The sequence below is a fragment of the Mycobacterium sp. ACS4331 genome, assembly GCF_001667265.1.
In the GTDB taxonomy this organism is placed as follows: Bacteria; Actinomycetota; Actinomycetes; order Mycobacteriales; family Mycobacteriaceae; genus Mycobacterium.
Window position 1 is genome coordinate 1 of the sequence record NZ_LZHW01000070.1, and the last position, 24,390, is coordinate 24,390.

Here is a 24,390-nt window from a genome sequence, read left to right on the forward strand (position 1 = left end):
GGTCGAGGCGCCCGTCGCTCCCCTGCCGGGGGAGCTGCCGGGGGAGGCGGCGGCACGCCGCCGCTGCGCTGCCCCTCGGGCAGGAATGCCACGGGTGCTTGCGAGCGCATGTCGAAGTTCTCGGGTACCGGGATGTGCAGCGGGGTCGTCGGAACCGGGTTGAACGGGTCCGAGTCGGCGCAGTGCGCACCGTAGGTGGTGCCGTAGACCGGGCAGTCGGCGGCCGAGTAGGGCATGGGCCCGGCGAACGTCGCGACCGCGGTGATGTTGAACTTGCCGGTGCCGAACGCACGCGACCCGGCGTCGCCGAAGGTCATGACCCCGGACAGGGTTTCGGCCAGTGCCCCGGGAGAACCCGCCGTCGTCGCCATGATCCGGCCCGCGGAGTCGACGATCCGGATCAGCGACTCATGGTGGTCGGCGACGAATGGTGTGAGCACCGCAGCGAGGTCGGACATGCTTGAGAGTGCGGTACCGAGCGCCGCGCTGTCGTCGACCATCCGATTGGACACCTCGGTGGCGGCCGACAGGGTGGTCAGGATGTCGGGGGTCGCGGTGTGCAGTGCCGACATCACCTCGCGGAACTGCGGTGTGGCGTCCAGGAACTGGGTCATCGTCGGGGTCAGCGTCGCGGAGACGGCGCTGAGGTTGTCGATCGTGGAGCCGATCTGACCGCCGCGGTTGCGCAGCGCTTGGCTCACGGCCGTCAACGCGGACTGCATCTTCTCGGGTTTGATGGTCGAGAAGACATCCACGATCTTCTTGAACACGTCATAGAGTGCCAGGGCGTCGGCGCTGTCGTCGATCGCGATGGTGGCATCGGGGGCCAGTGGTTGGCTGCTGACACCGTGCGGTCCGTCGGCCAACTGCAGGTAGATGTCGCCGAAGAAGGTGCGGGGCACGATGCGGGCCACCACCGAATCCGGGATCAGCGGCAGCGATTCGCGGTCAATGGTCAACCGCACCCGCGAGGTCTGGGTGCCGGACTCGATCTCGGCGATCCGGCCCACGTTGACGCCGTGGTAGCGCACGGGAGCAGAGGTGGTGATCAGGCCCGCCGAGACGGGTACCCCGACGTACACGTCCTCGGTGGGGTCCAGATTGCCGGTGGCGCGGCCGACCAGAAGTGCCGCAACGCATCCGGCGACCGCGACCGCGACCACACCGCGCACCGCGAGCCAGGGCCGGCTGGGGAGAAATGCTCTGCGCCTGGCCATCACACACCCATTCCGGGAATCTCGGGGACCAGCCCCCACAGTGCGAACGTGAGCAGGACGTCGAGCACACCGATCGCCAGGATCGCGGTGCGCAGCGCGCGACCGGCGGCCTGGCCGACGCCCTCGGGACCGCCGGACGCGAAATAGCCGTAGGTGCAGTGCACCAGGGCCACCACAATCGCGAACACGATCGCCTTGATGCCGGAGTACAGCAGGTCCTGCGGGCTCAGTGCCAGATGGAAGAAGTAGTCGTAGGTGCCGGGGGAGGCACCGTTGAAGAACACCACGACCGTGCGCGTGGACAGATAGCTGGCGAGCAGGCCGATCATGTAGATCGGGATCACGCAGATGACGGCCGCGATCACGCGGGTGCCCACCAGGAACGGCACCGAACGCAGCGCCATCGCGTCCAGTGCATCGATCTCGTCGGAGATGCGCATGGCCCCGATCTGCGCCGTGAAACCCGTGCCGACCTTGGCGGCCAGGGCGATCGCGACCACGACGGGCGCCAGTTCGCGGGTGTTGGCGATCGCGGCCAGCATGCCGGACAGCGTGTTCATGCCGACAAGGTCAAGGCCGCGTTGGGTTTCGACGCCCAGCATCATGGCGGCGGCGAGCGACATCGCGAAGACGATGCCGATGGTGCCACCACCGGACAGCAGCGAACTGGTGCCGAAGGTGACCTCGCCGACCTGGCTCAGGGTGTGTCTGCGGTAGCGCACCAACGCGTACGGCAGCGTGGCCAGCACCTTGAAGTAGAAGCTGACGTGCTGGCCGACAGTGGCCAGCGCCTCGTATCCTGCGCTCGCGGGTGTGGCGATCCGGTGCACCGCGGCCGTGTTCTTCACATACGCCAGTGCGGTCATCGGTAGCTCCCCACCGCAGGCACCACCACGGTGTACAGCGCGGACAGGATCGTGTTGAGGATGAACACCAGCGCGAACGCGAGCACCACGGCCTCATTCACGGAGTCGGCGACCCCGCGGGGACCGCCCTTGGCGTGCAGGCCCTTGAAGGTCGCGACGAGCGTGGCCGTCAGGCCGAAGACTGCGGCCTTCACCAGCGCCATGCCGAAGTCGGAGACCCGGCCGTACTGGCTGAAGGTCGCGAGAAACGTTCCGGCAGGCAGGTGTTGGACGCCGATGTGGTACAGGTAGCACGCCAACACGCCGCCGAAGGTGACCATCGAACACAGCGCGATCGACACGATGACAGCGGCGATCAGACGAGGAGCCACCAGGCGCTCGATCACGTCGAGGCCCATCACCTCCATGGCGTCGACCTCTTCGCGGATCTTGCGGGAGCCGAGGTCGGTGCAGATCGCCGAACCGGCCACGCCCGCCATCATCAGCGCGCAGACCAGCGCCGCGGCCTGGCCGACGATGATGAACGCGACAACGGCCCCGGAGTATCCGCCGGCCCCGATCCGGCCGGCCAGTTCGCCGACCGAGACCGCGATGAAGACGCCGATCGGCATCATCAACAGCAGTGCGGGACCGGTGCAGACGCGGCCGATGAACAGGGTCTGTGCCACAAGTTCTTCGAGCGCCAGACGGCGGCGGGCGATCGCGACGACGACACTGGCCAGCGCCTGCACGGAGAACCCGAGCACGTAGCCGCCCTGGACCATGAGGTCACGGACCGGCCCCTTCGATGCCGGCAGCTCGTACGTCATGACGTCCTTCCCGAAAAAGCTCCACTGCGCCCGTGGGTGCAGCCGCTCCGACCCCCCGGTCGTGTGGAGCATGTCACAGCAATGAGGGCCCGCGCAAGCCGTAAGTTAATGGCAATTCATCTGCCGATTACGTGGCTCTCACAGCCCGCCAGCAACGGAATGGGCGCCTTTGTTCCCTGTTCAGCCGCATTCTGGGGAGGAATCACGCCTTTGACCTCGTCACCGGATGTTGTACCAAGTTCTGCTTCGTAGTTGGGGGCTACGTGGGTTACGGTGGCGGCCATGTCCTCGGTGCGCAGGCGTCCTCGCGACCGCAAGGCCCAGATCGCGCGGGCCGCGGCGGACGCCTTTGGCGAGTCCGGCTTCCATGCCGTGAGCATGGAGGACATCGCGGGGCGAGTCGGTATCTCGGCGGCGGCGCTGTACCGCCATTCGCCCAGCAAGTACCACCTGTTCCGGGACGCCGTGATGACGCTCGGGGGCCACCTGAGTGCCTGCACCGCGTTCGTCGACGAGGCCGAGGACGTTGATCCGGTCGTGCTGCGTGACCAGATCCTGGCCGCGTTGATCGAGGTGACGCTCGCCAACCGCGGTACCGGTGGGCTGTATCGCCGTCAGGCGCGCTATCTCAACGACGACGACCAGATCGAACTGGTCGATCAGTTGAAGCTGGTGAACCGGCGCCTGCAGGTTCCGCTTCGTCAACTGCGGCCGGATCTTTCGGGTCGCGACCGGTGGACGCTGTCGTCGGCCGTGCTGAGCGTCATCGGGTCGATCTCGGATCATCACACCCAGCTCGGAGCCGGCCAGATCCGCGCACTGCTGGCCAGTCGGACCGCGGACCTGCTCAATGTGCTTCTGCCGCCGGAGGATTCGCATGCGCGGGCCCACAAGCGCGGTGCGGTGTCCGCGGGCAAGTACGAGGCGGTGCTGCAGCAGTCACTGCATCTGTTCCACGACCGCGGCTATCACCAGACCAGCATGGAGGACATCGCGGGGGCGGTCGGTATGACGGCCTCGGGCATCTATCGGTACTTCACCGGCAAGTCCGACATCCTGGCCGCGGCCTTCCGGCGCGTCGCCGACCGAGTCTCGGCGGACGTGTCGAGAATCCTTGCCGCAGAGCCTGATCCAGTGCGGGCGTTGTCCCTCCTCATCGACGCCTACATCGCCAGGTCGTTCGAGAATCCCGAACTGGCGCAGGTCTACCACACCGAGCGCACCAACCTACCCGACTCGGAGAAGCGTGTGCTGCGCAACATCCAACGTGCGACTGTCGAGGCGTGGGCGACCTTGGTCGCCGCGGTTCAACCCGAGTACGACCTGGCCGAGGCGCGATGCGTGGTGCACGCGGCGTTCGCGCTCGTCGTCGACCTCGGCCGGTTGGTCGGGCACCAGGACTCCGACGACACCCGGGCGCGCGTGCGGTCGCTCGTCACGACAACCCTGATCGGACAGAGCGACACGCCGGTCGACATCCCTGACGACGACGGCATCGCGGTTGACTTGTCGGCGTGACGGGTGCCGGGGCTCACGAGAACGGCTTGCGGCGGTCGATGCGCCGTGACCCCGCCCCGGCGACCCGCCACACCCGCGCGACCGCGTCGGCGTCCTCGTCGGTGACCAGGTTGCCCATGACGCGCACCGCGATGCCCATCAGCGCCGTCGACCGCATCGCGATCGGACCCGTCAGCGGCAGGAACCGCGGCAGGGTCAACAAGAGCGCCAGCCTGCGGGCCACCGAGAACCCCTTGCCGTAGTGCGCCCGCAGCAGGGCGGGCCACGCCGCCGAGACGTCGGGGGAGTCCAGCAGCTCGGTGGCCAGCCGCCCGGTCTCGAGGCCGTAGTCGATGCCCTCGCCGTTGAGTGGGTTGACGCAGGCCGCGGCGTCACCGATCAGCATCCAGTTCGGGCCCGCGACACCGGAGACCGCGCCGCCCATCGGCAGCAGCGCCGAGGCCACCGCACGCGGTGGTCCCTCGAACCCCCAGCCCACCCGTTTGAGGTCGGTGTAGTGCCTGATCAAGGGCTTCAACGCGACGTCGGCGGGTCGCTTGGCGGTGGCCAGCGCGCCGACACCGATGTTCACCTCACCGTTGCCCAGCGGGAAGATCCATCCGTAGCCCGGGAGCACGGCCCCTTCGGTGGACCGCAGTTCCAGATCCGAAGAGATCCACGGTTCGTCGGCACGCGGGGAGGCCAGATATCCGCGCGCCGCGACGCCGTACACGGTCTCCTGGTGCCACTCGCGGCCCAGCACGCGGCCCAGCGTGGAGCGGACCCCGTCAGCGACGATCAAAGCGCGGCAGGCCACCCGGGAACCGTCGGCCAACACCACCGACAACACTCGTCCCGTCGAATCATGCTCGACGTCAACGGCTTTGACTCCGAGCAGCATCTTGGCGCCGGAATCCTCGGCGACCCGGCGGATCCGGTCGTCGAGTTCGGTGCGGGGCACCGCCGACCCGGTGGCGGGAAAGGACGCTCCGGGCCAACACACTTCGACGGACGAACCGAAACCCGCCAGGCGCAGGCCGCGGTGCCGGATGTGCTCGTCGAGCCAACCGCCCAGCCCCAGGAGCTGCAGTTCGGCGACAGCGCGCGGCGTCAGACCGTCGCCGCAGGTCTTGTCGCGCGGGAAGGTCGCGGAGTCGATCACAAGGACGTCGCGGCCCGCACGGGCGGCCCAGGCCGCGGCCGCCGAACCAGCCGGTCCGGCGCCGACGACGACCACCTCGGCGGTATGGGCGGCGTAGCTGTTCACGGTGCCCAGTATGTTGGACCAATGAGGACACCGGCGAGCGTGGTGGCGGGAGTGGACTTCGGGGACGCCGAATTCGCGCAGAGCGTCCGCGACGGAGTGGCCCAGATCGAGCAGTTGATGCAGACCGAACTGGGTCGTGCGGACGATCTGATGGCAGAGGCCGTCCAGCATCTGTTCCAGGCCGGTGGAAAGCGGTTCCGCCCACTTTTCACGGTGCTGGCGGCATCGCTGGGCCCCCGGCCGACGGCCGCCGAGGTGACCATCGCGGGTGCCGTCATCGAGATGGTGCACCTGGCCACGCTGTACCACGACGACGTCATGGACGAGGCCCAGGTGCGGCGCGGGGCGCCCAGCGCCAACGCCCGCTGGAGCAACAACATCGCGATCCTGGCCGGTGACTACCTGTTTGCGACGGCGTCGCGTCTGGTGTCGAGGCTCGGGCCGGAGGCGGTCCTGGTGATCGCCGACACATTCGCCGAACTGGTGACCGGCCAGATGCGCGAGACCAGGGGCGCGGCCGACGGCGTCGACTCCGTCGAGCACTACCTGAAGGTGGTCTACGAGAAGACGGCGTGCCTGATCGCCGCATCGGGCCGCTTCGGCGCCACGTTCTCCGGGGCCGGGCCCGAGCAGATCGAACGCCTCGCCCGCCTCGGCGGCATCGTCGGCATGGTCTTCCAGATCTCCGACGACATCATCGACATCGACAGCGACCCCGACGAGTCCGGCAAGCTTCCCGGCACCGACCTCCGCGAGGGTGTGCACACCCTGCCCGTGCTCTATGCGCTGCGCGAGACCGGTCCGGACGCCGAGCGGCTCCGGGAACTGCTGCGCGGACCGGTCGAGGATGACGCCCTGGTCGACGAGGCCCTGGGCCTGCTGAGGGCGTCGTCGGGCATCGCGAAGGCCAAGGAGACCGTGCGCGAATACGCGGCGAAGGCCCGCGCCGAACTCGACGAGTTGCCGGACTCGCCCGGTCGGCAGGCGCTGGCTTCGCTGGTCGACTACACCGTGAACCGACACGGATAACCCCCTGCGGGAACCTGCGAGCCCGGGTTTGGCGTTTAATCAGCGCAGGACACCGAGATTGCAGGAGGACACTCATGACGTGGCACCCGGCGGGCAACCGCATAAAAACCTTCGTGCTGCTGCTGGGGTTCACCGGGCTGATCATGTTCATCGGCGCGCTGTTCGCCCAGTCGACCGGCTCCACCATGTGGATCTGGTTCGCGCTGCTGTTCGCGCTCGGCACCAACGCCTACACGTACTTCAACAGTGACAAGCTGGCCCTGCGGGCCATGCACGCACAGCCCGTCACCGAACTGCAGGCTCCCGAGATGCACCGCATCGTGCGGGAACTGGCCACCACGGCACACCAGCCCATGCCGCGCCTCTACATCTCCGACACCGCCAACCCGAACGCCTTTGCCACGGGCCGCAACCCGCGCAACGCGGCGGTGTGCTGCACCACCGGCATTCTGCAGATCCTCAACGAGCGGGAACTGCGTGCGGTGCTGGGCCACGAACTGTCGCACGTGTACAACCGCGACATCCTGATCTCGTGCGTGGCCGGCGCCATGGCCTCGGTGATCACCGCGCTGGCCAACGTCGCGTGGATCGCGGGCATGTTCGGCAACAGCAACCGTCAGGGCGGCGGGAACTTTCTGGGCCTGCTGCTGATTCAGCTTCTCGGACCGCTGGCCGCCACCGTGGTCCGGATGGCGGTGTCGCGCTCACGCGAGTACCAGGCCGACCAGTCGGGTGCCGAGTTGACCGGTGACCCGTTGGCATTGGCGTCGGCGCTGCGCAAGATCTCCGGTGGCGTCGAGCAGGCCCCGCTGCCGCCGGATCCCAAGCTGGCCGATCAGGCGCACCTGATGATCGCGAGCCCGTTCCGCGCGGGTGAGCGCATCGGCAAGCTGTTCTCGACGCATCCGCCCATCCAGGACCGGATCCGGCGCCTCGAGGACATGGCGGGCCGCGACGGCACTCGGCCGCCCGGCGGGTACTGAGCCGGTCCAGCCGGTTCGTCTCAGGCGCCGCCGAATTCGGGCCGCAGCACCGGGGTGAGTGCGGCCAGCGGGATGTGCGCCTTGACCGTTCCGCCGTCCATGTTCCACTGCATGACGCCGGGCGTGAAGTCTGTCGGGGAGTCCCGGCCGACGGGGTAGTCCGGCATGTAGAGGATCAGTTCATCGGGGGTCAGGGCCCACGCCTTGTACCCGCCCGAGTACACCTTGTCGGGCGTCCACCGTTCCGGCACAAAGGGATACGTGCCGGGTTGGTGAGCCGGCGGTGCCACATCGAGTGCCTGCACGACGTACGGGTGCGCCAGCGGGGGGATCGCGGTCAGCGGATCCAGACCGGGCTTGGTCAGGTCGGCCAGGCTCAGCTGGCGACCGCCGGCCAGATCGAACGTGAAGGTCCGATAGGCATTGTTGAAGTCGGGCCCGTCGGCATGATAGGTCTCCCGGAACACCGCCGACACCGTGTCGCCGCGGCGGAAGATCTCGTAGTTCCCCTCACCCCAGCTGTCCGCGACCATCGTCATGGCCACCCGTCGCCAGTTGCCCACCAGATTCGTCAGGTAGTCCCGGATCACTGGGCCGGCCACCGGGTCGTCGATCAGTTCGGCGGGCACCGCGACCCTGATGTCGCGGACCGCGTTGCGCGGTGACGTGACGGCGGTGCGGCAGTACAGCCCGTCCCACTGCCCGTCGAGTTCGGCGCAGAAGGACGCTGCCGCCGCCCCGGCGCTCGGCGCGTTCAGGACACCCGCCGCGACGACGGCGACCGCGGCCAGACCGGTGCGGATCGCGAGGCTGGTCACCGCGATCAGGGCAGTTCGACTTTGCTTGCCCGCCAACGGCCGTCGACGTCCTCCATCGTCATCTTGATCCGGCTGCGGTCGATGCGCGGATCCGGGACGTTGGTGTTGGACACGGCCTGGTCGACGAAGAGCAGGACGACGACCTTGTCCCGCGACGCCGACTGCACGGCCGAGTCCACGACGACACCGTGTGCGGTGGCCTTGTTGTCGATCAGGAGCTGGCGCAACTGCACACTCGACTGCGAGTACATGTCCTTGAACTCACCCGTGGCACCGTCGAGCACCTGGTTGAAGTTCTCGTCGACCTTGTTCGAGTCGATGCTCGTGAGCACCTGCGCGTAGGCGACCGCGGCGTCCTGGGCCTGTCGACCCGCGGAGGCGACGCTGGTGAGGTCCCACACCTTCCAGCCGAGGAAACCGGCCCCGCCCAGTGCCGCGGCCAGCAGGACGGCCATCACGGCGATGGCCACGCGGCCCCGGCGCTTGGGCGCGGGTTCGGATTCGGCCTCCGACTCGGCGCCGTCGCCCGAGCCCTCCTCGTCGGTGCCGGATGTCGTGTCGGCCTCGTCGGCGACTTCGGTGTCGGCGGGTTCGGTGTCGGATTCCGCCGGCGAATCGGCCAGGTGATCGGCCTCGACGGACGTGGTGTCCTCGGATTCGCTCTTGGGTTTGATGTCGGACTTGTTGTCAGAAGCCACAGGCAACGATGTCTCCTCTACGGGTCGGGTGTCAACGGGGCGGTTCGAAGGACGGCGCGGGAGCGCCGTATTCGGTGGGAATCGAGAACCGCCCCTTCGGGGTGGGATCGGTGACGCGGCCCAGGTCAGCGCCGACCGGCGGACCGGCGGTGTTGTCCTCCTCGGCGGGACGGGGCGCGTTCTTGGCGCCGCGGACCAGCACGCCGGGATGCTCGTCGCGGCAGTAGGTGTACATGAACGGTTCGGCGAAGTCGGCCGCCGACGGTGCGCGGCGCGGTGTGCCGTAATCGCACGAGTAGCGCGTGTAGATGTCGGCCGTCGCCCACAATCCGTTGTCGTGCATGACGCTTCCCAGGGCGTCGAGCACCGAGGTGCGGTGGTCGGGGAACAGCGCATGCAGTGCGGGCACCCGCAGATAGAGCAGCCGTGACGTCGTCGTGAGGTTGCCGAGCAGGCCGACCATGGTGTCGGAGTTGTCGGTGAACAGGTTGTCCACCTTCGTCAGTGCGTCCGGTGCCTGGTCGGTGAGGCGTGCGAAACCCTCACTCATGCTGGCGATGCCGCCGAGGGTCCGGTGGAGATTGTCCGAGGCCACCTCGATTCCGGCGTTCTTGTCGGCGGCCAGGGTCAGAACGACCCGGCTGGTGCGCAGCATGCTGGTGGTCTCCGGAAGCACCGAGTCGAGCGTCGACAGCAGGAACGTCCCGCCGTCGATGATGTCCGCGAGCTTCTGCGGTCCGGCCTGACTCAGGCTCAGTTCGCGCTTCATCAACTCGATCTTGGAGGTGTCGACCTGGGCCAGGGCGCCGTCGGCGTTGGCCAGCAGATCCGCGAGGCTGACCGGCACCCCCGCCCGGCCCTTTTCGATGACGCCGCCGTCCGCCAGGTACGGTCCGGCCTCCGAATCCGCCGTGAAGTCGATGTACTGCTCACCGGCGGGGGACAGCCCCGACACCCGGACGTCACTCGAAACCGGGATCTGCACCGACGATTTCACGTTCACCACGGCGTTCACGCCGTCTGGGGTGATGTCGAGGCGCTCCACCCTGCCGACCGGGACCCCGCGCAGCGTCACGTCCTGATTGGGCAGCAGACCCGCGGATTCCGGGAGTTGCACGGTGACCCGGTAGCTCGAGGCGAAGGGGTTCACCCGCAGCGCGCCGAACAGCAGGTAGGCACCTGCCACCACGAGTGTCAGGATCAGGGCGGCCGCCGACAACCAGGCTTTCCGGCGGTGCCCGGCGCGCACCGCACCCACGATGCCGTCGGCGACGGTGCCGATCACTGCGGTGCCTCGGCGGGAAGGGAAGCGGGCGAGGGTGTTTCGGTCGGTACGGGCGGGGGCGCCTCGGCCGGTGGCGGACCGGGCGGTGGCGCTTCGGCGGTGGGGGCCACGATGATCTGGCCGGGTTCGGTGGGGCTGGGAATCACGGGAACCTGCGGCACGCCGGGACCTCTGCCCACGATCCGCTCCTGAAGCCGCCACAGCGTGTACTTGAAGGAGCCGACCATCTGCTCCCAGTTGTAGCGCTTGGGACCGTGCAGTCCGGGGTCACCGGCGAATCCGATGTCCGGGATCGACCCGAGGATCAGCCGGTCGATGCTGGCCCGGGTCGCCAGTGAGTTGCCCGCGGTGGCTTTGATCAGCGGAGGCATCAACCGGTTCAGCGAGTACAGCGTGGCGTCGGGGGCCAGCACCAGATCGTTCCAGGCTCCGGCGATCTGGTTGGCGTCGGCGATCACGCTGCGCCCACTGGTGTCGGTTCCCGCGATCGACGGGAACTTCCTCAGTTGGTCTCCCGTGTCGCCCAGCGTTGTGACCAGATCCGCGATGCCCGCGGTGTTCTCGGACAGTGCTCGGGTGGCCGGACCCGCCTGACTCATCAACTCGCCCAAGGTGTCGTTCTTCGACTCGATCTGGGCCACCAGTCGATTCGTCTCGGTCATCGCGGTCTCGATGTCGCCCGAGCGGGCATTGAGCCTGCCCAGCGTGCGGTTTGTCTTGTCGATCAGTGCACCGAAGGCGTGGCCCTGGTCGCCGGTCGCCTTGCCCAGGCCGTTGATGATGTTGGTGAAGTTGCGCACGGCGCCGCCGTTGACCAGGATCGCGGCCGAGCCGAGCACGGACTCGACGGTGGCCGCCGAGGTGGTGGAGTCCAGTTCGATGGTGTCGCCGTCGGCCAGCAGCGGTGCGTTCGGGTCGACTGTGGCCGGTGGCCGCACCGACACGAAGACGTCGCCGAGCGGTGTGGCCGACCGCAGCTCCGCCGTGGTGCCACGGGGCAGTCGCACGCCGTCCATGATGCGCAGGGTGGCCACCGCGGTGTAGTTGGAGGCAACCATCGACTCCATCTGGCCGACGTCGGCGCCGGCGAGTTTGACCTTGGCGTCCTCGGGGAGGTTGAGCGCGTTGGAGAAGACCGCGGTGATGGTGTACCCGCCGGAGCCCACGCCCGGGGCGGGCAGCGGCAGCGACCCCAGTCCCTCCGTCGCGCAGGCCGATGCACTCAGGCATGCGGTCAGTGCCAGCGGCAGAACGAGTCTGGCGCCTCGGTTGCCCAGGATCATCATTTCTGCCCCATCGCCGCGAGGCCGTCCAGCACGTAGGCCAGGCCGAAGTCGGGGCCGAAGTCCTGCAGCGTTCCGGTGCTGCAACCGAGTTGGCGCAGGCCCATCATGTTGCAGACCTCCTTGATGGTCTGGGTGTCGAACAGCACCTTGTCCACCAGCACGTGCGCTCGTGCCGCGCCGTTGCGCTGGTCGATGACGTTGTAGAGGTTGTCCAGCGTCATCGGGGCGAGGTCGAGGAACTCGGCCAGATCCCGCTTGTGCTCCACCGTGGTGGTCAGCGCGGTGTCACTGTTGGAGACGATCTGCTTGACGGTGTCGCGATGCTTGTCGAGCACCTCGCTGACCTGCTTGATCACCTCGTCGATCTTCTTTCCCGTGGTTCCGGTGCCCAGGTTCTCGTCGGCCAGGATCTGGCTCAGAGCCCTTACCGTGGAACCGAATTCGCGCAGCGTGCCGTCGTTGTCGGCCGCGGCCTGCAGCAGTGAGCTGACGTTGCGGATGATCGTGGTCAACTGGTCGCGCGTGACGTCACCGCGTTCGCTGCTGAGTCGCAGTGCGTTCGACAGTTCGCCGAGGGCGTCCTTCATCATCTGGCCGTTGCCGTCGGCAATCGCGGCGCTTGCGTTGACCACGTCCGCCAGGGGGCCGTTGCCCTCGCCGTCGCCGCGCAGCGACCCGGCCATCTTGTCCAAGACATCGAGGACTCGGGCGAATTCGATCGGTGTCCGGGTCCGATTGAGTCCGATGGTGGCCTTGTCGGCCAGCTTCGGTCCGCCGGTGTAGGCCGGGGTCAGTTCGATCTGCCGGTCGGTGAGGATCGAGTTCGAGATCGTGACCGCCTGCACGTCCGCGGGCACCGACACGTCGTTGTCCACGGTGAACTCGACCTCGACGTAGCTGCCCTTGGGGGTGATCCTCGTGACCTGGCCGACCGGCATGCCCAGCACCGCGACGGTGTTGCCCTCGTAGAGTCCCGCGGCGCTGTCGAACTGTGCGGTCACGGAGATGGCGTTCATCCTGTCCTGGACGAACATCCCGCCCGCGGCGAGGACGACGACCCCCAGCGCGATCGCCGTGGTGACGACGGCGACGAGTCTGCTTCGGCCCCTGGTCATCTGCAGTCCTTGTAGTACTGGATCATGCCGAACTGCTCGGCGCGGCCGCTGATCGCGCACATCCAGGAGTCCACCAGCAGGCCGCCGGGAGCGTGGAGGTCGGCGGCATTGCCGGTTCCGGTGGCGTTGGTGATGCCGCGCAGCGCGACGGGGCCGGACTGCAGGATGCTGCGCAGCAGATCGTCGTGCTGGCTGAGCATGTCGGTCAGTTCCCGGAGGTTGACCAGCAGGGCCTCCAACTCGGGGCGGTCGTCGATCACGATGCTGCTCAGCGTCTCCACGAGATTGGTCAGTCCTGCCATCATCGACCGGAAGGACTCACGCCGCGAGACGAATTCGCCGACCAGGCTGTTGCCCTGGTTGACCAGGCTGCCGAGTGTCGACTGCTGCCGGCGCAGCGTGTTGGTCACCATCTCGGTGGTCTTGAGCAGCGAGCCGAGTTGGTCGCGCCGCTGCGCGACGATGGTCGCGAGCGTGTGGGTGTTCTGCATGGCCTGCGGCACGATCGCGGGCAGCGAGTCCATCTGCTTGCCCAGGATGCCCAGCGTCTCGGCGAACTTGTCGGAGTCCACCTGCTCGAAGGTGGTGGTGACGTCCGACAGCGCCTCCTGCAGGTCGTACGGCACTTCGGTGTGGTCGAGGTCGAAGGTGTCGTCGGGCAGCGTTCCCGGGCCGGCGGGATGCAGCGCGAGGTACCGGGAACCCAGGATGGTGGTGATCTTGATCGTGGCGCGCGAGTTCTGCCCGAAGGTGATGTCCCCGCGGACCTTGAGCGCCGCCTCGACGTGGTCGCCGGCGAGTTTCATGTCGGTGACCTCACCGACCGGAATCCCGGCGATCATGATCGGATTGCCCGGACGCAGCGCCGCGGCCTGCAGGAAGCGGGCGGTGTAGTGCCGGTAGCCGACGTCGGCGACCTTGATCGCGAGCAGCGTGCCGATCAGGGCGGCCACCACTGCCACCGCGATGAAGCCCAGCCAGGTCCGGTTCCAGCTCTCCACCGGTCGCTGCCACACACGTGACTTCGTCTTCTGCTCAGCCATTCTCGGTGATCCTGCATCTCGGGGTGTGTCGGGCCTTGCCGCCCGGGGTTGCCGCGTCGACGATGATCGGCACGACGTCGTTGAGGCCGGGGAAGAACCCGGTGATGTTGAGGTCGCAGATGTAGGCGTTGACGTACGAGCCCTCACCGGTGACCCGCGCGAATCCTTTGAGCAGCAGCGGCAGGTTGGCACCGGTGTAGGCCAACTGCGGCTCGATGCTGACCAGGTGCTGCGCGAAACCCGGTTCCCGCGTGACGAGTTCATTCAGCGGCGGGTACACCTCGTCGGAGATCGCCGACAGCTGCCGTACGACCGACGAGATCGAGCCCATCGACGCCACCAGCTCGGGCCTGCGGGCCTCGAATGTGCTCACCATGGACCGGGTTTCGTCGATCACCTGGTCGAGGGTGTCATTGTGCTGGGCCAGGTTGCCGACCACGGAGTCGAGGTCGGTGATGACCTGGCCGAGTTCCTCGTCGCGGCCGGCGAACGAGTCGGTGAGTTTCGAGGTCTGGTCCACCAGGGCCGCGATCGACGCGTTGTCGCCCTGCAGCGACTCGATCACACCCTTGGTGAGGTTGTCGGCGTCGCGCGGGTTGAGCACCGAGAACAGGGGCTCGTACCCGTTGAGCAGGGTCCCGACGTCGAACGACGGGTCGGTGCGCTCCAGCGGGATCACGCTGCCCGGGGGCAGTGGCCCGGGTTCGCCGAGCCTGCCCAGGGACAACCCGAGATAACGCTGCCCGACGATGTTCTGGTAGATCACCGAGGCCACGGTGGTGCCGAGCACCTGCTGATCGCTCTGCACCACGAACGACACCTTGGCCACGTCGCCCTGCAACTCGATCTTCTCGACGCGTCCGACGCGCACCCCGGCCATTCGGACGTCGTCACCCTCGCGCAGGCCGAACACGTCGGAGATGATCGCGGCGTACGGCACGGTGTGACCCGACACGTCGCGGCGCAGGGTCACATAGACCAGCCAGGTCAGGGTCAGGGCCACGGCCATGAACAGCGACAGTCCGACGAGCGCTCCGCGGTACTTCAACGCGAACCTCCTTCGCCTGATTGATCGCCCAGCGTGACGGTGGTTCCGCGGGCCACCGGACCGAGCAGCAGTTGGGTGGCCGGGTTGGCGGGCTGGCCGGTGACGACGCTGAGCGCGAGACGCTCCTGCTCACTGCCGACCGGTCCGACGTTGCCGCCGAATGACGCGCCCTCGGCGGAGAACCCGGGTCCACCCGGCGGCGGACTGCCCGGCTTGGGTGCCACCGGGGCCGGCGGTGACAACGGCACCGGCGGGGGAGGGGTCGGGATCAGCGCGGGGTTGGCCGTTCCGGGAACCGGCGGCGACGGGTTCATGCCGGGCGGCAGCGGGGGATTCGGGTCGGCCAGGCTCGGAGTCGGGTTGATGTACGGCGGACCGACCGCGACCAGATTTCCGTTGGGGCCCAGGACCGTTCCCGGTGGCGGCGCGAGGTCCTTGGGCGGCTGATAGTTCTGCGGCAGGACCGAGTCGGGAAGCTGCGGCCGGACGGGCACCAGCGGGGCGGTGAAACAGCTGGGACCCTTCAGTTCTCCGTACTGCGGGCAATCGGCCCTGGTGTAGGTGTAGGACGGCGTGAACGACAGGTTGACCCGCATGTTGCCGATGCCGAGTTCGGGGATGTACACCTCGTTGAAGTACTTGTCGGCCAGCCCGTTGAGTTTGACGAAGGCGGGCAGGAAGTGATGCGCGATCTCGGCGATGGCGCCCACGGCCGGGGTCAGCTCGCCGGTGATCTTCACGAGGCGATCGGTGTGATTGCTCAACGCGGTGTGCGTCGTGGCCGTGGTGTGCAGGCCGCCGTTGATCAGCGCGGTCAGCTGGGCCTGCTGCTCGACCACCGTCCGCATGGGCTGCACGGCCTGATGCAGGGCGTCGATGAGTTCGGGTGCGGTGTCGGCCAGTCCGCGCGCGGCGTCGGTCAGGGCCGAGACCGTGGTGGGCCCGGGCTCGGTCGCCACGACGGAGTCGAGCTCGTCGAGCAGTCGGTTCAACTGCGCGCCCGAGGTCAGCAGGTCGGTACGGCGGCCCTCGGTGGCGGCGTTGACGGCGGCCAGCAGGCCGATGGTCTTGTCCTCACGGCCACGTCCGGTGGCGGCAAGGATGTCCCGCAGCTTGCTGATCGTGGTCTGGAACAGCACCGTCGGCAGTTCGGTGTCCTCGGGAATCTGGGCGCCGGCCTGAATGGGCGGCGCGGCGCCGCGGTCGACCAGTTGGACCGACGAGACCGCGAAGACATTGCTGGGAACCACGCGGGCGGTGACCGTCGAGGGAATGGATCCGGCGTACTCGGGTTTGAGGTCGATGTCGACGTAGTTCGGATTGCCGTGTGCGGCAGGCGTCACCGAGTTGACCATGCCGACCAGGACGCCGTGGTACTTCACGTCGGACCGCTGCGGCAGCCCGTCGCCGACGTTGACGAGTGCGGCGACGACGCGGACGTGGGGGTCCAGCCGCCCGGTGGCCTTGACCACGAGCGTCACCGACACGACGGCGGCCACGAGGAGCACCGCGAGACCGCACAGCAGCAGGCGGCGTTCCGACACGCCCCGGCCGTCGGGTTCCAACGAATTCGACGTCATCTAACCGCCAAACCTCGCTCCCGCGTCGACCGACCACAGCGCCATGGTCAGCAGCATGTTGACGATGATCACGACCGTGATGCTGGCCCGCATCGCATGTCCGGCGGCCACCCCGACACCTTCGGGGCCGCCCGAGGCGTAGAAGCCGTAGTAGCACTGGACCGTCGAGGCGATCCACACGAAGATGATGGTCTTGAACAGCGAGTAGACGATGTCCTGACCGGACAGCATCAGCGTGAAGTAGTGCAGATAGGACCCCGTCGCACCGCCGCTGATCAACCGCACCACCAGTTGCGTGGTCAGGTAGCTCACGGCCAGGCACGCCACATACAGCGGGATCACCGCGACCACCGACGCCATCAGCCTCGTGGTCACGAGGTAGGGGATGGGGCGAATCGCGACGGCGTCGAGCGCGTCGATCTCCTCGGCGATGCGCATCGAGCCCAGCTGCGCAGTGAAGCGACACCCGGCCTGCGTGGCGAAGGCCAGCGACGCGGCGATGGGCGCCAGTTCCCGCGTGTTGACCAGTGAGGAGATGATGCCGGTCGCGGGGCCGAGGCCGAGCAGGTCCAGGAAGTTGTATCCCTCGATCCCGACCAGGGCGCCGACGGTGATACCGAGGACCACGGCCACGCCCGCGGTTCCGCCGCCGACCACCAGTGAGCCGTTGCCCCAGGCGATGTCGGACAGCAGCCGGACGAACTCCTTGCGGTAGTGGCGCAGCGACAGCGGCACCGCGGCGATCGCGCGGACGAAGAACACCAGCATGTGGCCGAGCCGGATGATCGGAACGGTGGTCCGCCGGTAGAGCCTGATCCACGGCGACAGCAGTTTGGGGGTGTAACTGGAGGCCGTCATGTCACAGCCCCACTCGCGGGAACAGCATGATGTACAGCTGGCTGATGGCGACGTTGACGATCATCAGGATGAGGATCGACTCCACTACCGCGGCGTTGACGGAGTTGGCGACGCCCGTCGGGCCGCCGACCGTGGACAGCCCCTTCTGGCAGGACACCACCGCCACGATGGCGCCGAAGATCACGGCCTTGATCAGCGCCACGATCATGTCGCCCGTGGTCGCGAACGACGCGAAGGTCGCCACGAAGCTGCCCGGCGCGCCGTTCTGGAAGTAGACGTTGAACAGGTAGCTGGCCAGGAAGCCGACGAAGCACACGACGCCCGTCAGCGCGACGCCGATCATCACGGCCGCGGCGAAGCGCGGCACCACCAGGCGGCGGATCACCGAGACGCCCATGACCTCCATGGCGTCGGTCTCCTCGCGCATCTTTCGAGAGCCGAGGTCGGCCGTGATCGCCGAACCCACCGCGGCGGCCATCAGGATCGCCGCCGTCAACGAGGCGGCCTGCCGGATCACCGCGAGTCCGCTGGCGGCCCCGGCCAGCGACGTGGCGCCGACCTGCCCGGCCAGCAGCGCGAACTGGATGGAGAGCGTGACCCCGATCGGAAGCGCCACCAGAACCGTCGGGACCACGGCTGTGCCGGCCATGAATGCGCCCTGCTTGATGAACTCCCGCCATTGGAAGCGGCCGGTCACCAGGTCGATGACGAGGTACTGCAGGGTCCGCAGGCCGAGGACGAACTGATCGCCGACGGTGGCCAGTGACGCGAGCGGATGTCGCCGAACGTACCCGGCGCTCCAGTCCTCGATCTCGCGGATGCCCGAATGCGGGGCACCGCTCGGGGCCGCCTTGTCAACCGGCGCAGCCAAATGTTCCTCCCCATTCCCCGGATCGACACCTCATCCGAGCCAGGCTTCTGACTACCGGTGTTACCAACTTGGACACCGTAGCGGCGAGCGGCGTCCATGTCACTGGTTTGGTAAGAATTACCGTCAACTTGATCCGCCGTGATCCGATGGCGGATAGGCGCCTCATAACCGCACGTAAGAGGGGTTATGAGCCATTTGGTGGTGGCTGACCAGCGGGCTCTACGGGCGCGTCAAATTGACACAATCGTTAACTTAGCTATGGGTTCGGCGCCGGTCGCGGCGACCGCGTCACGCGTGGTGTCGAGCGTGATGATGTCACGTCATCAGTGTCGCCGTGCGGCAGTTGTTCGAACTGTGCCCGTGCGTCCCGGCGGGAGTAACGCTGTGCGGGGCGGCAGGCGAAGACCTAGTGTGAACCAGGTGTTGAGCATCGTGCGTACCGCGGCGCTGGCGGCCATGGCCGCGGGCGCACTGGCCCTCCCCGCGACGGCGGCAGCGGATCCGGCGGCCCCGCCCACCATTCCCGACGTCAACGCCTTTCCGCCGGTGAGCCCGGTCGAGTACTCGGCGCTCAATGATCGCTACTACGCGTTCGGCACCGGCGACGGTCTGGTCTGTGCGTTCGACCGCACCAACGGCGCCTACGGGTGCAGCGGTCCGATTCCGGCGGCGCCGAATGGGGCCAACGTGGTCAGCGCCGGCGCAGTGGGCGCCCCAGCATTCACGTCGTCGGACCGGCCGATCTTCGCGGCGTTCGGTGACGTCAAGCAGCTGCCGCCGAACACCCGAATGAGCTTCCGGACCGTCAGCTGCACCAACGACGGCGCCGCCACCACGATCTGCGTCAACTCCGCGGACCAGACCGGATTCGTGCTCAGCCCCGCCGGCAGCTTCCTGCTCGAGGTCAACCCGCTGCTCTACCGGCCCGAGGGCACCAACCCGTACGCGAACTGAGGCTAGAAGCCCGACCCGTGCACCTCGTGGCCGGGCTTCTCCGCAACCAGGCCGCGGTAGGCCTGCTCGACCGTCGACCCGTGGTTGATGACGCCGTCGACCTCCCGCGCGATCGGCATGTTCAGGCCGTACCTGTCGGCGAACTCCATGATCACGCTCGCTGCCTTGACGCCCTCGGCGACCTGGTTCATCGCCGCGATGATCTCGTCGATCGACTTGCCCTGGCCGAGCTGCTCACCGACGTGGCGGTTGCGGCTGCGCTGTGAGGTGCACGTGACGATCAGGTCGCCCATGCCCGCCAGGCCCGCGAAGGTGTCGCGGTGGCCTCCGGCGGCCTCACCCATCTTGGCCATCTCACGCACCGCGCGGGCCATCACCATGGCGCGGGTGTTCTCGCCGATGCCCAGCGAATAGCCCATGCCGACAGCGATCGCGTACACGTTCTTCAACGCACCCGCCATCTCGACGCCGATCACGTCGTCGGTGGTGTAGGTGCGAAAACGCTTGGTGCGGAACAGATTGGCCAGATTGGCGGCCAGGCTCTGGTCCGGCATGGCCAACACGGCCGCGGCCGCATACCCCTCGGCGACCTCACGGGCGATGTTGGGCCCGGCCAGAATTCCGGCGGGATGGCCGGGCAGCACCTCGTTCACGATCTGGCTCATCCGCATATTGGTGCCCTGCTCGAGCCCCTTGACCAGCGACACCACGGGGACCCACGGGCGCAGTTCCTTGGCGAGTTCGGACAGCACGGCGCGGAAGCCGTGCGACGGCACACCCATCACGATCACGTCGGCACAGTTGGCCGCCTCGGAGAAATCGTTGGTGGCGCGCAGCGTCTCCGGCAGCACGACCGCGTCGCCGAGGTACTGGCTGTTGCGGTGATGAGCGTTGATGTCCTTGGCCGTCTGCTCCGATCGCACCCACTGCAGGGTGGGCACTCGACGGGCACAGATGGCTGCCACGGTGGTCCCCCACGACCCGCCGCCCAGCACGACCACTCGCGGTTCGCGTTGCGCTGAAGACATGGCGATCAGCGTATTGGTCGGGACCGGCGTTGACCGGCAGATCAGCCGAACTGGTGTGGCGCGCGGGTCACCCCTTGCGAGTGGGTTTGGCGTCGCAGTTCAGTGCCACCGTGAGGTCGTTCATCGACCCCGTCAACTGCGCGGCCTCCCGAACGTCGGTCACCTCACAGTCCGCCCATTTCTCGTGATCGCCTGTCGCGGCGGCCACGCCGGGGTTGAAACCGGCCGCCTTCAACACCTTCTGAGCGTCGTTCCACGACATCCCGTCCACGTCCGGAATCGCCTTCGCCGCCGATGCCACCCCGGCACCGGTCAGCAGTGCCAGCGCGCCCGCCGCCACAGCGGCCCCTACGGCCCTTGTTGTTGTGCCCATGATGCGGCCCACCTCGATCACCTGGTCGTCGATGGTGACCAGCATGGCGATCGGACCCGCCAGGACGCTGCGGTGCGGCTGGGAGTGTCCTGTCGGCGCGGTCAGGCCGACAGCGTGCTGCGATGCGGAACGCGACCGAAGATCATCGCCTCATCGATCCGGTCGAAACGGTGGTCGATCGCGTCGGCGAAGAAGTTCTGCCGGACGATCCACGGCCGCTTCGTGCTGGACTTGGGCAGCGCGTGCGGTGAGCGCAGCACGTAGTTGGCCTTGATGTCCCAGGCCAACTTCTCCTGAAGCGGATCGTCACCACGATGCGGATAGGCGTGCGTGTACCCGTGGGCGTTCATGTACGCCAACAGCTTTGCCACCTGTTGCGCGGTCATGTCGGCGCGCAGCGTCCACGAGGCGTTGGTGTAACCGATGCACCAGGCCAGGTTGGGCACGCCCTCGAGCATGTGAGCCTTGTAGGCGAACAGTTCCTGCGGCTTGATCTCGGTGCCGTCGACGAGGATCGCCACGCCTCCGAGCGCCTGCAACTGCAGGCCGGTCGCGGTCACGATGATGTCGGCCGGCAGGTGTTGTCCTGACTTGAGCCAGATTCCGGTGGCGTCGAACCGGTCGACGCGGTCGGTCACCACCTCGACGCGACCGGCCGAGATGGCCTCGAACAGGTCGGCGTCGGCGTCGAGGCACGCGCGCTGATCCCAGGGATCGTACGTCGGCTTGAAGTGGACGTCGACGGGATAGCCGGGGGGCAGGTTCGTGATGGCCTTGCGGCGGAAGAACCCCTTCATCATGGTGGGGAACTTCTGGCACAGCATGTAGGTGACCCACTCGACGGCGGAGAAGTACCACCGTGCCAGGGCGTGGGAGATCCGGCGCGGCAGGTACTTCCGCAGCACCTCGAACACCGGGTGTACGCGCGGGCCCGGCGCGATGTAGGTCGGTGAGCGCTGCAGCATGGTCACCTTCTCGGCGGTGCGGGCCAGGGCGGGCACCAGCGTCACCGCCGTGGCGCCGCTGCCGATCACGACGATGCGTTTGCCCGCGTAGTCGAGGTCCTCGGGCCAGTGCTGCGGGTTGACGATCGGACCCTCGAAGGTTTCGCTGCCCTCGAAGTCGGGGGAGTGCGGTTCGTCGTAGTTGTAGTAGCCGCTGCCGAAGAACACGAAGCGGGCCCGGTACACCTTCTCGACGCCGCCCTCCTCGGCGCGCAGGGTCCAGGTGTCGGTGGCCGAATCCCATTCGGCGGTGTGCACGCGGTTGCCGAACCGGATGTGGCGGTCGATGCCGTGCTTGCGCGCGGTGTCGGTGAGGTACTCGCGGATGTGCTCACCGTCGGCGATGCCCTCACGGCGGGTCCACGGTTCGTAGGGCAGGCTCAATCCGAAGATCGAACTGTCCGATCGCACGCCCGGGTAGCGGAACAGATCCCACGTTCCGCCGATGCGCTCGCGGCGTTCGAGGATCGCGTAGGACATCCCGGGGTTGCGTTCGGAGATGCGGTAGGCCGCTCCGATCCCCGAGATGCCAGCGCCGACGATGAGGACATCGAACTGCTCGGCGTTCTCGCCGGTGTCCGTGGTGGGGTCGTGATCGATCGCCGTCATACCTGCCCTATCGCGATGTGGTCTTCGTCACTTCCCAAGATAGGCATCAACCCACCGGTTGGGCCAGTCGCCCTACCGGTAGTTGACGAACTGCAGCGCGACGTCGAGATCGGAGCCCTTGAGCAGGGCGATGACGGCCTGCAGGTCGTCGCGCTTCTTGGAGCTGACCCGGATCTCATCGCCCTGGATCTGCGCCTTGACGCCCTTGGGGCCCTCATCGCGGATGATCTTGGTGATCTTCTTCGCGTTCTCACTGTCGATGCCCTGCTTGAGGGTGCCGGTGAGCTTGTAGGTCTTGCCGCTGGCCTGCGGTTCGCCCGCGTCGAACGCCTTCATCGAGATGTCGCGCCGGACCAGCTTCTCCTTGAAGACGTCGACCGCGGCCTTGAGGCGCTCCTCCGTCGAGCTGACCAGCTCGATGGACTCCTCACCCTTCCAGGCGATGGTGGTGTCGGTGCCGCGGAAGTCGAACCGGGTGGACAGCTCCTTGGCCGCCTGATTCAACGCGTTGTCGACCTCCTGACGGTCGACCTTGCTCACGACGTCGAACGATGAATCCGCCATTGGATCCCATCCCCTCTGCTCGGTGGTGGCTGTGTGGTGCCGTTTTCGTGTTCAGTACATCCTCGTTGTACCCTGCTACTCGCACCAAACGCGGGGCCCTGTTTCCCCGAGCGAGGCGCGAGACCCGGCAGGTTGCCCGAGCGGCCAATGGGAGCGGACTGTAAATCCGTCGGCTAACGCCTACACAGGTTCGAATCCTGTACCTGCCACACCTGATCAGGCCCCCTCATCGAGGGGGCCTGATTGCTTTGAGGCCGCACTGAGCGACGGGATCCGGCGAAGTCCCGCCCTGGATGCGGGGCTCATGCGCTGCGAAATTCACGCGAACGCAGGCATTGCTCATGGGCGGACCCTTATGGTCGCTGGTACTCGAAGCCGACCCCGTCCAACAGAGAGCAGGCGAGATTGAAGACGCTGATCCGCGCGGTACTGGTCGTGTCGGTGCTGTCGACCGCCTGCCACGCCTTCGGGCCGACCGCCGCCGCCGCGCCGTACCCGAGTGGCCCGGTGACGATGACGGCGGGCGCGAGTCCGGGCAGCGGGTTCGACCTGACGATCCGCTCGGTCGTCGACGCACTGCAGGCCGAACACATCGTCGATGTACCGCTCCCGGTGCAGAACCGGCCGGGTGCCAGCGGCGCCGACTTCCTCGCCACGATGGTCGAGGAGTACAACGGCGCCGACAATCAGATCTCGGTCACCTCGTTGGCCATGATGGCCAATCAGCTCAGTGGCACCTCCCGGTACGGCTACGACGACGTCACGATGATCGCTCGGCTGATGACCGAATATTTCGTGGTCGTCACTCGACCCGACGCACCGTTCAACAACCTCACCGACCTGCTGGCCGCGATCAAGGCCGACCCCGCCCGCGTCGCAGTCGGTGCGGCGCGCGACGATGAGGCACCCTTCGATCTGCTGGTTGCCGCTGCCGGCGGTGACCCCGCCACGGTGCACTACGTGACGCAGGAAGGCGGCGGCGATCAGATCGCCGCACTTGCGAACAACGAGATCGGGGTGGCCATCGGTGGGGTCAGCGAGTTCGTCGACCACGTGGCGTCAGGCGACCTCAAGGCCCTCGGAGTGCTCGCCGAGGAGCCATTGCCCGGCCTCGACGTCCCCACCGCCAGGCAGCAGGGCCTCGACGTGACTCTCTCGAACTGGCGCGGGCTCTACGGCCCGCCGAACATGCCGCGGTATGCCGTGGACTACTGGCAGCAGGCGCTCGCGACGATGGTTGAGACACCCACCTGGAAACAGATCGCGCAAGACCGCCACTTCACCACGACGTTCATGGTCGGTGACGAGTTGGAGGCGTTCCTCTCCGACACCCAAGCCGACCTCCGCGCCGCTCTCGAAACGTCCTGAGCGCGCCGAGGACGGGGGCACCGGCCCGAGAACCGGGGAGCGGGAGCGGGTTTGACGACCAGTCTCGGTGAAGTTCTGAACGCCTTGCATTGCTGGGTCTTTCGGGTCCCATTTTTGTCGGTGGGTGCTGGTTGACTGGGGTTATGTCGATCATGGCGTTCCCCGAGGAGGCGGTTGAGCCGCTGGTCGGTGATCGATCGGGCGCGTTGTTCGAGGAGTT

Annotated in this window: 23 protein-coding genes and 1 tRNA gene; 6 read left to right on the plus strand and 18 right to left on the minus strand. The window is 67.4% G+C overall.

Annotation, left to right across the window (positions count from 1 at the left end; genetic code table 11):
• The 3 genes from A5727_RS16165 to A5727_RS16175 form a co-directional block, all read right to left on the minus strand.
• Nucleotides 1-1,217 (minus strand): MCE family protein (locus A5727_RS16165; protein ID WP_157521409.1); only part of this gene is annotated, 1,217 nt, incomplete at its 3' end.
• Nucleotides 1,217-2,083 carry an MlaE family ABC transporter permease gene (locus A5727_RS16170; protein ID WP_082949843.1) on the minus strand — a complete coding sequence of 289 codons (867 nt, stop codon included), beginning with the start codon at nt 2,081-2,083 and terminating at the stop codon, nt 1,217-1,219. The genes A5727_RS16165 and A5727_RS16170, both read right to left, overlap by 1 nt.
• Nucleotides 2,080-2,892 (minus strand): MlaE family ABC transporter permease, encoded by an 813-nt coding sequence (locus A5727_RS16175; protein WP_068251396.1) that lies wholly within the window; start codon nt 2,890-2,892, stop codon nt 2,080-2,082. Before A5727_RS16175 ends, A5727_RS16170 begins: the two co-directional genes overlap by 4 nt.
• Before the next feature lie 282 nt (nt 2,893-3,174).
• Here A5727_RS16175 and A5727_RS16180 point away from each other — a divergent pair, with 282 nt between their 5' ends.
• On the plus strand, nt 3,175-4,410 hold the full coding sequence (locus A5727_RS16180) for a TetR/AcrR family transcriptional regulator (protein WP_068251399.1): 1,236 nt from the start codon (nt 3,175-3,177) through the stop codon (nt 4,408-4,410).
• Nucleotides 4,411-4,423: 13 nt separating this feature from the next.
• Here the strand turns inward: A5727_RS16180 and menJ are convergent, their stop codons facing one another.
• The gene (gene menJ / locus A5727_RS16185; protein ID WP_197507677.1) at nt 4,424-5,656 is read right to left on the minus strand and encodes a menaquinone reductase MenJ; all 1,233 of its coding nucleotides are present in this window, start codon (nt 5,654-5,656) and stop codon (nt 4,424-4,426) included.
• Nucleotides 5,657-5,677: 21 nt separating this feature from the next.
• Between menJ and grcC1 the strand changes: the two genes are divergently transcribed.
• Together grcC1 and htpX are read left to right on the plus strand one after the other, a co-directional pair.
• Nucleotides 5,678-6,685 carry a nonaprenyl/(2E,6E)-farnesyl/geranylgeranyl diphosphat synthase gene (grcC1, locus tag A5727_RS16190; RefSeq protein WP_197507678.1) on the plus strand — a complete coding sequence of 336 codons (1,008 nt, stop codon included), beginning with the start codon at nt 5,678-5,680 and terminating at the stop codon, nt 6,683-6,685.
• Nucleotides 6,686-6,759: 74 nt separating this feature from the next.
• Nucleotides 6,760-7,668: a zinc metalloprotease HtpX gene (gene htpX, locus A5727_RS16195; RefSeq protein WP_068251402.1), complete on the plus strand. Its 909-nt coding sequence runs from the start codon at nt 6,760-6,762 to the stop codon at nt 7,666-7,668.
• Between the two features lie 20 nt (nt 7,669-7,688).
• Here htpX and A5727_RS16200 read toward each other — a convergent pair whose 3' ends face one another.
• The 10 genes from A5727_RS16200 to A5727_RS16245 form a co-directional block, all read right to left on the minus strand.
• The gene (locus tag A5727_RS16200; RefSeq protein ID WP_068251458.1) at nt 7,689-8,471 is read right to left on the minus strand and encodes an RsiV family protein; all 783 of its coding nucleotides are present in this window, start codon (nt 8,469-8,471) and stop codon (nt 7,689-7,691) included.
• Nucleotides 8,472-8,491: 20 nt separating this feature from the next.
• The gene (locus A5727_RS16205; protein WP_157521410.1) at nt 8,492-9,109 is read right to left on the minus strand and encodes an Rv1363c family protein; all 618 of its coding nucleotides are present in this window, start codon (nt 9,107-9,109) and stop codon (nt 8,492-8,494) included.
• A 106-nt stretch (nt 9,110-9,215) separates the two neighbouring features.
• Nucleotides 9,216-10,469: an MlaD family protein gene (locus A5727_RS16210; protein WP_068251408.1), complete on the minus strand. Its 1,254-nt coding sequence runs from the start codon at nt 10,467-10,469 to the stop codon at nt 9,216-9,218.
• On the minus strand, nt 10,466-11,755 hold the full coding sequence (locus A5727_RS16215; RefSeq protein ID WP_231992098.1) for an MlaD family protein: 1,290 nt from the start codon (nt 11,753-11,755) through the stop codon (nt 10,466-10,468). The genes A5727_RS16210 and A5727_RS16215 overlap by 4 nt, the downstream gene beginning before the upstream one ends.
• The gene (locus tag A5727_RS16220; RefSeq protein ID WP_068251414.1) at nt 11,752-12,870 is read right to left on the minus strand and encodes an MCE family protein; all 1,119 of its coding nucleotides are present in this window, start codon (nt 12,868-12,870) and stop codon (nt 11,752-11,754) included. The genes A5727_RS16215 and A5727_RS16220 overlap by 4 nt, the downstream gene beginning before the upstream one ends.
• Nucleotides 12,867-13,913: an MlaD family protein gene (locus tag A5727_RS16225; protein ID WP_068251417.1), complete on the minus strand. Its 1,047-nt coding sequence runs from the start codon at nt 13,911-13,913 to the stop codon at nt 12,867-12,869. The genes A5727_RS16220 and A5727_RS16225 overlap by 4 nt, the downstream gene beginning before the upstream one ends.
• The gene (locus A5727_RS16230; RefSeq protein ID WP_068251420.1) at nt 13,906-14,961 is read right to left on the minus strand and encodes an MCE family protein; all 1,056 of its coding nucleotides are present in this window, start codon (nt 14,959-14,961) and stop codon (nt 13,906-13,908) included. Before A5727_RS16230 ends, A5727_RS16225 begins: the two co-directional genes overlap by 8 nt.
• Complete coding sequence (locus A5727_RS16235; RefSeq protein ID WP_068251424.1) at nt 14,958-16,541, minus strand: MCE family protein; 1,584 nt, start codon at nt 16,539-16,541, stop codon at nt 14,958-14,960. The genes A5727_RS16230 and A5727_RS16235 overlap by 4 nt, the downstream gene beginning before the upstream one ends.
• On the minus strand, nt 16,542-17,399 hold the full coding sequence (locus tag A5727_RS16240) for an MlaE family ABC transporter permease (RefSeq protein ID WP_068251427.1): 858 nt from the start codon (nt 17,397-17,399) through the stop codon (nt 16,542-16,544).
• 1 nt (nt 17,400) lies between these two features.
• Nucleotides 17,401-18,219: an MlaE family ABC transporter permease gene (locus A5727_RS16245; protein WP_068251461.1), complete on the minus strand. Its 819-nt coding sequence runs from the start codon at nt 18,217-18,219 to the stop codon at nt 17,401-17,403.
• 471 nt (nt 18,220-18,690) lie between these two features.
• Between A5727_RS16245 and A5727_RS16250 the strand changes: the two genes are divergently transcribed.
• Nucleotides 18,691-19,224: a hypothetical protein gene (locus tag A5727_RS16250; protein ID WP_068251430.1), complete on the plus strand. Its 534-nt coding sequence runs from the start codon at nt 18,691-18,693 to the stop codon at nt 19,222-19,224.
• Nucleotides 19,225-19,226: 2 nt separating this feature from the next.
• Here A5727_RS16250 and A5727_RS16255 read toward each other — a convergent pair whose 3' ends face one another.
• The 4 genes from A5727_RS16255 to A5727_RS16270 form a co-directional block, all read right to left on the minus strand.
• The gene (locus tag A5727_RS16255) at nt 19,227-20,252 is read right to left on the minus strand and encodes an NAD(P)H-dependent glycerol-3-phosphate dehydrogenase (RefSeq protein WP_068251433.1); all 1,026 of its coding nucleotides are present in this window, start codon (nt 20,250-20,252) and stop codon (nt 19,227-19,229) included.
• Between the two features lie 67 nt (nt 20,253-20,319).
• On the minus strand, nt 20,320-20,670 hold the full coding sequence (locus A5727_RS16260) for a PASTA domain-containing protein (protein WP_068251436.1): 351 nt from the start codon (nt 20,668-20,670) through the stop codon (nt 20,320-20,322).
• A gap of 56 nt (nt 20,671-20,726) precedes the next feature.
• On the minus strand, nt 20,727-22,238 hold the full coding sequence (locus A5727_RS16265) for a flavin-containing monooxygenase (RefSeq protein ID WP_068251439.1): 1,512 nt from the start codon (nt 22,236-22,238) through the stop codon (nt 20,727-20,729).
• 72 nt (nt 22,239-22,310) lie between these two features.
• On the minus strand, nt 22,311-22,802 hold the full coding sequence (locus A5727_RS16270; protein ID WP_068251442.1) for a YajQ family cyclic di-GMP-binding protein: 492 nt from the start codon (nt 22,800-22,802) through the stop codon (nt 22,311-22,313).
• 126 nt (nt 22,803-22,928) lie between these two features.
• On the opposite strand from A5727_RS16270, the gene A5727_RS16275 reads away from it, so the two are divergent.
• Both A5727_RS16275 and A5727_RS16280 read left to right on the plus strand, forming a co-directional pair.
• Nucleotides 22,929-23,011, plus strand: a tRNA-Tyr gene (locus tag A5727_RS16275).
• Nucleotides 23,012-23,207: 196 nt separating this feature from the next.
• Nucleotides 23,208-24,170 carry a Bug family tripartite tricarboxylate transporter substrate binding protein gene (locus A5727_RS16280; protein WP_068251445.1) on the plus strand — a complete coding sequence of 321 codons (963 nt, stop codon included), beginning with the start codon at nt 23,208-23,210 and terminating at the stop codon, nt 24,168-24,170.
• Nucleotides 24,171-24,390 lie beyond the last annotated feature (220 nt).

What these genes read in the sequence shown, in the direction of transcription:
- A5727_RS16170 (WP_082949843.1), bottom strand. Translation starts at nt 2,083, where the DNA reads ATGACCGCACTGGCGTATGTGAAGAACACGGCCGCGGTGCACCGGATC.
- A5727_RS16175 (WP_068251396.1), bottom strand. Translation starts at nt 2,892, where the DNA reads ATGACGTACGAGCTGCCGGCATCGAAGGGGCCGGTCCGTGACCTCATG.
- A5727_RS16180 (WP_068251399.1), top strand. Translation starts at nt 3,175, where the DNA reads ATGTCCTCGGTGCGCAGGCGTCCTCGCGACCGCAAGGCCCAGATCGCG.
- grcC1 (WP_197507678.1), top strand. Translation starts at nt 5,678, where the DNA reads ATGAGGACACCGGCGAGCGTGGTGGCGGGAGTGGACTTCGGGGACGCC.
- htpX (WP_068251402.1), top strand. Translation starts at nt 6,760, where the DNA reads ATGACGTGGCACCCGGCGGGCAACCGCATAAAAACCTTCGTGCTGCTG.
- A5727_RS16215 (WP_231992098.1), bottom strand. Translation starts at nt 11,755, where the DNA reads ATGATGATCCTGGGCAACCGAGGCGCCAGACTCGTTCTGCCGCTGGCA.
- A5727_RS16220 (WP_068251414.1), bottom strand. Translation starts at nt 12,870, where the DNA reads ATGACCAGGGGCCGAAGCAGACTCGTCGCCGTCGTCACCACGGCGATC.
- A5727_RS16225 (WP_068251417.1), bottom strand. Translation starts at nt 13,913, where the DNA reads ATGGCTGAGCAGAAGACGAAGTCACGTGTGTGGCAGCGACCGGTGGAG.
- A5727_RS16235 (WP_068251424.1), bottom strand. Translation starts at nt 16,541, where the DNA reads ATGACGTCGAATTCGTTGGAACCCGACGGCCGGGGCGTGTCGGAACGC.
- A5727_RS16240 (WP_068251427.1), bottom strand. Translation starts at nt 17,399, where the DNA reads ATGACGGCCTCCAGTTACACCCCCAAACTGCTGTCGCCGTGGATCAGG.
- A5727_RS16255 (WP_068251433.1), bottom strand. Translation starts at nt 20,252, where the DNA reads ATGTCTTCAGCGCAACGCGAACCGCGAGTGGTCGTGCTGGGCGGCGGG.
- A5727_RS16260 (WP_068251436.1), bottom strand. Translation starts at nt 20,670, where the DNA reads ATGCTGGTCACCATCGACGACCAGGTGATCGAGGTGGGCCGCATCATG.
- A5727_RS16265 (WP_068251439.1), bottom strand. Translation starts at nt 22,238, where the DNA reads ATGACGGCGATCGATCACGACCCCACCACGGACACCGGCGAGAACGCC.
- A5727_RS16270 (WP_068251442.1), bottom strand. Translation starts at nt 22,802, where the DNA reads ATGGCGGATTCATCGTTCGACGTCGTGAGCAAGGTCGACCGTCAGGAG.